4 protein-coding genes and 1 pseudogene are annotated in these 5,936 nt (G+C 70.6%); 2 read left to right on the top strand and 3 right to left on the bottom strand.

What is annotated here, in order from left to right; all coding sequences use genetic code 11:
* Window positions 1-77: 77 nt before the first annotated feature.
* Window positions 78-1,253: a hypothetical protein gene (locus AB4Z02_RS18805; RefSeq protein WP_441972876.1), complete on the bottom strand. Its 1,176-nt coding sequence runs from the start codon at window positions 1,251-1,253 to the stop codon at window positions 78-80.
* A gap of 310 nt (window positions 1,254-1,563) precedes the next feature.
* A complete protein-coding gene (msrB, locus tag AB4Z02_RS18800) occupies window positions 1,564-1,989 on the bottom strand; it encodes a peptide-methionine (R)-S-oxide reductase MsrB (RefSeq protein WP_056884017.1) in 426 nt (141 codons plus the stop codon).
* 138 nt (window positions 1,990-2,127) lie between these two features.
* Here msrB and AB4Z02_RS18795 point away from each other — a divergent pair, with 138 nt between their 5' ends.
* The gene (locus AB4Z02_RS18795) at window positions 2,128-4,287 is read left to right on the top strand and encodes an ATP-dependent DNA ligase (RefSeq protein WP_441972875.1); all 2,160 of its coding nucleotides are present in this window, start codon (window positions 2,128-2,130) and stop codon (window positions 4,285-4,287) included.
* A complete protein-coding gene (locus tag AB4Z02_RS18790) occupies window positions 4,284-5,471 on the top strand; it encodes an alpha/beta hydrolase family protein (protein ID WP_056884018.1) in 1,188 nt (395 codons plus the stop codon). The genes AB4Z02_RS18795 and AB4Z02_RS18790 overlap by 4 nt, the downstream gene beginning before the upstream one ends.
* A 42-nt stretch (window positions 5,472-5,513) precedes the next feature.
* On the opposite strand, the pseudogene AB4Z02_RS18785 reads toward AB4Z02_RS18790, so the two are convergent.
* Window positions 5,514-5,936, bottom strand: a pseudogene (locus tag AB4Z02_RS18785) (hypothetical protein); the annotation flags it as partial.

Raw genomic sequence — 5,936 nt, 5'->3', positions numbered from 1 at the left:
GGTCCGGGACCCCCGCGTGCACGGTGCGCCGTCAGGCGGCGTCGCGCCGTGCCGTCAGGTCACTCAGGTCGCTGAGGTCACTCATAGGGAAGGCATCCCCGCCCGGTGAGGGCGAAGTCCCTGTTGCTGAACTCTTCCTGGGTGAGGTACTGGTGGCCGTGGATGACCTGGTTGTAGCGGCTGCCCGCGGTGCCACTCATGGTCCCGTAGACGTAGGCGCACTCGTCGCCGTTCTCGTACCCGTTGCTGTCGTACCAGCCGGTGACCGTGTCGGGGTCGGTCGCCGCCTCCATGATCTCGTGGCTGGTGGGGCTGATCTCGGTGTCGGCGTCCGGGTTCCCGTTCGGCGACTCGATGATCCCGTGTCCACGGGCGTTGCTGCCGCAGGTGTAGCCGACCGGCGACAGGTAGACCGGGAACGGCATGTTCGCGTAGACGGTGCCCTGTCCGGTGTCCTGGTTGTGGTACGCGCAGTACGCGGCGCTCGGCTGGTGGTTGATGGTGCAGGCGTTGGCCGAGGTGAGCGTCGAGCCGGCGAAGAAGCACGACTCGACGTGCTTGGGCAGGAACATGACGTAGATGTGGCCGTAGTCCACCGGGAGGTCCTTGCTCGCCACCACCCGGTTGGTCTCGGCGATGACCTGGCTGTCGTCGAGGCAGGCGTCGTAGCCGCTGAGGTCCGCGTAGATGTTGGAGGTGTCGTTGGCAGCGACCGTGCAGCCGTCGGCCGGCAGGGGAGCCGTGTCGAGGACCGCCTTGGTGAGCTTCATCTTGTAGCGGATCGCGCCGTTGGTGCCGTAGTACTCGTTCAGCGTCGAGTAGACGTTGGTGTGCTTCCCGCTGTCGGCCGCCACGTCACCGAGGTACCGGCGGATGATCGACGTGTACGAGGCGTCCATCGGGTGGCCGGCGGGGGCCCAGAAGATCGGTGTCATGAACAGGGGGCCGGTCTGCTTCGTGCCCATGACGGGGCCGCCGTGGAAGAGCAGGGGCGGGGCGCCGACCGCCGGGTCGCTGGCGGTGCTCGTCGGCGGTGTCGCGGTGGAGGAGGACCTGGCCGACGTGGCGCACCCGGTGGATGCCGAGACCGCCCGCGTCATACCTCTCGACCGGGCGCTGCCCGTGGCGGCTGGTGCCGAGCAGGCCGCGGTGGGCTGGCTCGCTGTGGTGGTGTCGCTCGCCGCAGCCCCGGTGGCGTTCATGGTGGCACCGGTCAACAGTGCCGTCGCCAGTGCTGCGAGAGCTGCAACCACTCTGCCTTGGTTACGCATTCGTGGATTCACGGGGAACCCCTTTCGACGTGCCGGCGTCAAGGTCTCCGCACGACTGACGCTCTGGTGCACCCCACTGCTGCGGGGTGCACGGCACCCGTCACGGTCCGCTGCGGGCAGGTCGGTGTCAACGAGTCGGCGCCGTACCCAATAGGGACGACCGGCGGTCCGCGCGGCTACGCGTTTGGCGGGACGAGTGACGGCTCGACGACGCGCACACCACGACGAGCACACGACGACGCGGCGGGCTCGACCCGGTCGCGCCCGCCGCGGTGCCCGCAGCGTCCTTGCCTCAGGCCTCGGTGGCCGGGCGCAGCGTCATGGAGATCGAGTTGATGCAGTAGCGCTGGTCGGTCGGGGTGTCGTAGCCCTCACCCTCGAACACGTGCCCGAGGTGGCTGCCGCAGCTGGCGCAGCGGACCTCGACCCGCTTCATCCCCATCGAGACGTCCTCGATGTACTCGACGCTGTCACCGGCGAGCGGAGAGTAGAAGGACGGCCAGCCGCAGTGGCTGTCGAACTTCGTGCCCGAGGTGAAGAGCTCGGCTCCGCAGGCCCGGCAGGCGTAGACGCCCTCGGTCTTGGTGTCGGTGTACTCACCGACGTAGGGCCGCTCGGTCCCAGCCTGGCGCAGCACCTGGTACTCCGCCGGGCTGAGCTCGGCACGCCACTCGTCCTCGGACTTGGACACGGCGTACGTGCGGTCGGTCTTCTCCATGCTCACGTCACGGCTCCTTCGGTTGAGTCTCACGCCCTGTGCAACGCAGCCGGCCGCCGAAATGGTCCCGGACGGGTCGCAGGGGTCGGCGCCCCATTCTCCCGGGTGCCTGGCACACCCGCCGGATAGGGTCGGCCCATGGCGGCAGCGGCGACGACGGTGGAGGTGCCCGAGGGGCCTTGGGGGGACGCGCGCGAGGTGCGGATCTCCAGCCCTGACCGGCTGATCTGGCCTGACGACGGCATCACCAAGCTCGACCTCGCGCAGTACGCCGTGGACGTGCGGGCGGGGTTCATCAACGCCCTGGGCCACCGCCCCGTGACCTTGCAGAGGTTCCCCGACGGCATCGCCGACGAGGAGTTCTGGACCAAGAACCCGCCCAAGGGCATGCCCGACTTCATCACCCCGGTCATGTGCACCTACCCCTCGGGCCGCCGGCACCTGCAGGTCGTGGTCGACGAACCCGCGGCCGTGGTCTGGGGCATGCAGATGAACACCGTCACCTTCCACCCGTGGCCGGTGCGCACCGCCGACGTCGACCGGCCCGACGAGCTGCGCATCGACCTCGACCCCCAGCCGGGGCGCACCTTCGTCGACGCGGTCGAGGCGGCGGTGGCGCTTCGCGAGCTGCTCACCGAGATCGGCCTCACCGGGTGGGCCAAGACGTCGGGCAACCGCGGGGTGCACGTGTTCGTCCGGGTGGCCCCGACCCACGAGTTCCTCGACGTGCGCCACGGCGTGATCGGTATCGCGCGCGAGCTCGAGCGACGCCTGCCCGACCTCGTCACCGCCTCCTGGTGGAAGGAGGAGCGCGGCGAGCGGGTGTTCGTGGACTTCAACCAGGCGTGCCGCGATCGCACCATCGCGTCCGCGTACAGCCCCCGACCGCTGCCCGGTGCGCCGGTCAGCATGCCGCTGGCCTGGGACCAGCTCGTGGGTGCCGACCCGGGCGAGTTCACCGTGCGCACGGTGCCGGGCATCCTGGCGGCGTCGGGTGACGCGTGGGCCGACATGGACCAGGCGGTGGGTGACGTGACCGGCGCGATCGCCCTGTGGGACAAGGACATTCACGAGCGCGGGCTGGGGGAGCTCAACTTCCCGCCCGACTACCCCAAGATGCCGGGGGAGCCGCCGCGGGTGCAGCCGAGCAAGCGGCGCAAGGACAAGACCGACGAGGACTACATGACACCGAAGGCCGACCGCGACGCCGAGCTGCGTGAGCAGTGGGGGCCCGTGGTGCCGCCGGTCGCGCCGATGCTGGCCAAGCCGGTGAAGGACATCCCCGAGGGCGACTACCTGTTCGAGCCCAAGTGGGACGGGTTCCGGTCGATCATCTTCCGCTCCGGAGAGTCGGTGGAGATCGGCAGCCGCAACGAGAAGCCCATGACGCGGTACTTCCCCGAGGTGGTCTCGGCGGTGCTCGACAACTTCCCGGAGCAGGCGGTGGTCGACGGGGAGATCGTCGTGGTGGGCGGGTCGGGGGACCGGCTGGACTTCGAGGCGCTGCAGCAGCGCATCCACCCCGCGGCGAGCCGGGTGAAGAAGCTCTCCGTCGAGACGCCGGCGCAGTTCGTCGCGTTCGACCTGCTGTCGCTCGGGGGAGAGGACCTCACCGGACGGCCGTTCGAGGAGCGGCGGTCGTTGCTGGAGAAGGCGTTCGCGGATGTCGAGGCCCCCATCCACCTGACTCGCGCCACCCGTGACCCGGCGGTGGCCCGGGAGTGGTTCGAGCAGTTCGAGGGCGCCGGGCTCGACGGGGTCATCGCCAAGCCCTTGTCGGGCACCTACGAGCAGGACAAGCGGACCATGCTCAAGATCAAGCACGTCCGCACCGCCGACTGCGTGGTGGCCGGCTACCGCACGCACAAGACCGGTGACGACCTCGTCGGCTCCCTGATGCTGGGGCTGTACGACGACAGTGGCTCGCTCATGAGCGTCGGCGTCATCGGCGCGTTCCCCATGGCGAGGCGTCGTGAGCTGTTCGAGGAGCTGCAGCCGCTGGTCACGACGTTCGACGAACACCCGTGGGCCTGGGCCAACGAGGAGATGGGCACGCGCACACCGACCAGCGGGGCCACGAGCCGGTGGAACGCCGGCAAGGACCTGTCGTTCACGCCGCTGCGGCCCGAGCGGGTGGTCGAGGTGAAGTACGACCACATGGAGGGCATCCGCTTCCGCCACACCGCGCAGTTCGTGCGCTGGCGCGACGACCGGGACCCGAGGTCGTGCACCTACGAGCAGCTCGAGGAGCCGGTGAGCTTCGACCTCGCCGACGTGCTCGGCGAGTCCCGCCGATGAGTGCCCCCGTGACCCGGGCCGGCGAGCGGGGCGCGCTGCGGACGACTGCGACGGTGGCGGGCGCTGCCGGTGGGGCACTGGCGGCCACGGCTGCGGTGTCCTCGGTGGGCGCGGCTGCCTACTTCGCCCGACGCGCGCTGACCCCTGACCGCCAGCGCCCTGACGACACCTCGATCCTCGCCGTCGACGAGGGGGTGGTCACCCTGGGGCTGACCCCCGAGACGGTGATGCCGGGGCGCTACGGGCTGTGGCTCGACCAGTCGACCGGTCACGCGCGACTCGGCGATCTCCTCGACGTCGACGAGGACCGGGGCCGCGTACGGCGTGAGGTGCTCGGCGTCGACCGCGGTCACCTCACCCCGGGTTTCGGCCGGTGGAACCAGTACTTCTACGCCGGTGCGCCGGACCGGACCCTCGGCCTGCGGACGGAGTACGTCGACGTCCTGACCGAGCTGGGCACGATGCCCGCGTGGGTGGTGCGGTCCTCCACGCCCTCGACCCGCTGGGCGGTCCTCGTGCACGGTCGTGGAGCCCGGCGCGACGAGGGCCTGCGCGCGGTCCGACCGCTGGTCGAGCAGGGCGTCAACGTGATCATCCCGTCCTACCGCAACGACCTCGGTGCCCGGCGCGGCGCCGACGGGCGCTACAACCTCGGCCTGTCGGAGTGGCGCGACATCGAGGACGCCGGGCTGTGGGCCGTCCAGCAAGGCGCCCGCGAGCTCGTCCTGGTGGGGTGGTCGATGGGCGGCGCGATCGTGCTCCAGACCCTCAGCCGGTCCTGGCTCGCCGACCACGTCAGCCACGTCGTCCTCGACGCCCCGGTCGTCGACTGGACCGACGTCCTGCGGCACCACGCCAGGATCCACGGCATCCCCGACCCGATCGGCGGCCTCAGCCGGGTGCTCATGGGCAAGCGCTGGGCGCGGCGCCTCGTCGGCGTGCACGACCCCCTCGATGTCGCCCAGACCGACTGGGTCAGCCGGGCGGGGGAGCTGTGTCACCGGATGCTGGTGGTCCACTCGGTCGACGACGAGTTCGTGCCGGTGGGACCGTCCCATGCCCTTGCGGCTGCCCGGCCGGACCTGGTGACCATGGAGCGCTGGGAGACCGCCCGGCACACCAAGGAGTGGAACGTCGACCCCGACCGCTGGGAGCGCTCCGTGGCCGAGTTCGTCAGCAGCTAGACGTCGCGCGCGGAGCGTTGGCCCCCGGAGCCCGAGCCCGCGTCAGAGGACGCGGATGAGTCCGCGGTCGGGGTTGGCGGGGTCGTCGAGCCAGGAGACGAAGGCTGGTTCGGGTTCGGGTTCGGGTTCGGACGGTGGACCTTGCGGGACCTCGGGTGCCGGGTCGGGTGGTGGCACGACGGTGAGGCGTCGCTGACCGAGGTGGCTGTCGGGTGGGAGCTCGATGTCGGTCCAGGTGATGGGTCCGCCGGAGGGTGGCTGGTAGGTGCCGGGCGGTGGTTGGGGGTCGCCGCCGGGTGGGGGTGCGGTGTCGGCTGGTCGGGGTGGTCGGATGGTCAGGCCGTGCCGGTTGGTGACGACGAGTCCGTCGGGGGTGTTGGGGTTGCCGGTGATGGTGTGGTCGCCGCGGTCGATGCCGTCGTGGTGGGCGGTGCACAGGGAGATCTGGTTGTGCAGGTCGGTGGT

Origin of the sequence: Pedococcus sp. 2YAF34 (assembly GCF_052114585.1) — a bacterium.
Classification (GTDB): Bacteria; Actinomycetota; Actinomycetes; order Actinomycetales; family Dermatophilaceae; genus Pedococcus.
The sequence above is the reverse complement of the archived record's forward strand: the minus strand, read 5'-3'. Positions and strand labels throughout refer to the sequence as shown.